Consider the following 3,023-nt stretch of genomic DNA (forward strand, 5'->3'; position numbering starts at 1 on the left):
ACATAGGAATGTCTGCTCCTACAATTACACCCATGGCAGCTATTGCACCTAATACTCCACCTCTACTACCTCCTACCATTTTTCCTCCGGTATATGCTATTAGTAGTGGTAATAGATAGGTAATCATTGGTCCTACCAATTTAGCAAGATTAGCATTAGGTGTCCATCCTGTTTCAATGAATAGAGCTGTTATTAACCCCCATGCAATAAATGCTCCAATATTAGGCATTACCATGCCGCTTAGAAAGCGCCCAAATACCTGGACTTTTTCTTTGAGTTCTGTTTTCGTTTTAAGTTCTGTTTCAGTTTTAACTCCCATTATTTTCACCCTCCTGAAATAATTTACTCATTTTATAATAAAAGTCTCCAAATATCCTATTTAACTGAGCAGCTATTTGATCTTTATTTCCATCTTTCAACGACAATGCAAATTCAGGTACTTCTACTAGAGCTTTGCTAATTTCACTTATTACTTCTATATATGTCCGCTTAATCTCTAGAGGTGCTATCATTACTAAAGCTGTATCTATGTCTTCTCCATGTTCATCCTCTGAGTGAATTATATTTTTAAGACGGATAACTCCTATTTGAGGCTTACTTACTACTTCAGAACGACAATGTAGCAAAATAATGCCCTCACCGTTTAAAATAGTGGTTCCCAATCTTTCTCGCTCTGTAAGTTCGCCTTGTAACCTTCTTTGCTGCAATTCAGTGGTTCCAAAAATCTTGCTTACTTTCTCTATTAATTGAACCTTACTATTTATAGTTCCATCTTCATCAAAATAAAAGTTATTCATAATTTCTATAAAGACTTCACCATATTCCATAAGAGTTATGATATTATCTTTTAAGTTATCATGTTTGTTTACCTTTACCGCCTTAACATGGATGCTCTCTTTTATTTCACCTAAAATTGTTTTAATTTTGATCTTGTCTTCTTCTAAAAGAAGTGGATTTACGATCACAGTTTTAAAAAGACTATCAATTATTACTGTAGATATAATTAGTTCTATTCCTTCTTCTTTTAACCACTGCTCCTTAATATTAATAGTTGAAATCACATCTACAACCTCAATGTTTTTAAACTCCTTTTGAAGTCTTGTAGCAAGCAGTCTTGATGTTCCTATGCCACTTGCACAAGCAACAGCAATCCTATACCTACGCCTCTCTAATTTTTCTTCATTTTCCACTGCCGCCCCTATATGCATTGCAATATATCCTATTTCTGATTCAGGTATTTCAACCCCTAGTAAATCTTGTAAAACCACACAACACTTCCTACTAGTCTCATATATCTCCGGATAAGTTTCTTTAATTTTAGTTAGCAAGGGATTTCGAATGTCTAACTTCATTTTAAGTCGGCTAATTACCGGTTCTAAATGATTTACCAGACCCATGAGCAAATTTTTATTTTGTAGAAGCGAGCATCCAGTTTCAATTTCTGCGATAGCAATCATCTTTTTAGCTATTTTAATCAATTCATATTTTCCTATCATATGCTTTTCTTCTGATTCAATGTTTGCCTGCATCTTTGAACCTTTTAAGTGCATAGTTATATATCCGATTTCATCTTCAGGTATTTCCAAATTGAAATTATTTGAAATATCAGATGCTAGCCCCTCAGCTATGCTATACTCAGTTGTTTTTTTCAGTTCTGATAGAAATAGTGGGTCTATACTTATTCTTTCATTGTTTTTTATGCGCTGCATCGCAATTGCTAAATGAACTATAAGCCCTACATATGCACTATCAGCCAACTTTAATTTCATTTTTTCTTCCACTTTATATACTGATTTTTCTAATTCTTTAATTACACTTTTATCTATTAAATTCAGCAATCTATTTCTAGTATTAATTTCTATCCTACCCTTGCTAAATTCACTGCTGCCCACATTATCCTTTATAATTTGTAATAACTGATTTTCATCTAAATTTTCATATAATAAACTTATAAGCGCCTGCCTAAATTCTTTTTCTTTACCTTCAATGTATACTCCAAGACCCGGTTTTCTAACAAGTTTTAAATTATGCTTTTTAAACCACTCCTGAACTTTATCTAGGTCATTGCTTAATGTCCCTTCAGTAACCCCAAATATTGATGTGAAATAATACAATTTTACAGGCTCTTTCATTTGTATAAGCTCACTAATTATTAAATATTGTCTCTCTTCAGGCTTATAATGCTTCTCTACATAATATCCATCTAATAATAGCTGTAGTCTGTTCTTACCTTCTAAATTTTCATTAAGCAAAAGTCCTACTCCAGTTTTTTTTATAAATTTAAAGTGATTGTATTTTAACCATTTTTCTACTTGTGGCATTTCTCTTAAAATTGTCCTTGAACTCAAATCTAACTTTTTTGCTATATCGTTTACAGTAATAAAATTAGATATATCTGCTCCAATTAACAAACGAAGTATTTCTTTTACACGGGATGTTATTACCACATCGCTCATATTCCACCTCCTTGCTTATTAATGACATTTTTAAATATATAAAATCTATATTCTAATTATATGTTCTATAGATACTGTATTCAACTCAAAGATAATTTGATTTGTCATTAACCATTAATGACATTTTTATGTTCTAGCTTAAAAAATCAGTGAGAATTATCTCACTATAGATGTTTCTCACTATAGTTTCTTCTCACTGATTATAGTTTCTCACTTATATGAATTTATTATTTCAATCTTTCTATGAGCTTATCATATTTAGGGTCGCTCACAAAGTTAGTAATTGAAATATGCTCTACTTTTGGTGCCTTAGTCTTTGCTCTTGAAGTTAAACTTTCATGGCTTACAACAATATCTGCATCTTCAGGTATATCCTCTATAGCAGTATTTATTACTTCTATATTTAGTCCTGCTTTCTTTAGCTTGTTTCTTAAAGTAGATGCTCCCATTGCACTTGATCCCATGCCAGCATCACATGCAAATACGATTTTCTTTATCAATGTTTTATTATATGTTTTTACTTCTTGTTCAGTTTTTTTAGTTCCTTTTAAGTCTTTTACTGCTGTC

General features: G+C 31.8%; 2 protein-coding genes and 1 pseudogene. All 3 read right to left on the bottom strand.

Translation table 11 applies throughout. From position 1 onward, the window contains the following. The coding region (locus tag JJE11_RS17100) for a PTS transporter subunit EIIC (RefSeq protein ID WP_291637804.1) at positions 1–319 on the bottom strand (319 nt) is incomplete at its 3' end. After that, complete coding sequence (locus tag JJE11_RS17105; protein ID WP_291637806.1) at positions 309–2,456, bottom strand: BglG family transcription antiterminator; 2,148 nt, start codon at positions 2,454–2,456, stop codon at positions 309–311. The genes JJE11_RS17100 and JJE11_RS17105, both read right to left, overlap by 11 nt. 227 nt (positions 2,457–2,683) lie before the next feature. Further along, positions 2,684–3,023 (bottom strand): annotated as a pseudogene (locus tag JJE11_RS17110) (PTS mannitol transporter subunit IIBC); the annotation flags it as partial.

Origin of the sequence: Clostridium sp. (genome assembly GCF_016650095.1) — a bacterium.
Lineage (GTDB): Bacteria > Bacillota > Clostridia > Clostridiales > Clostridiaceae > Clostridium_AD.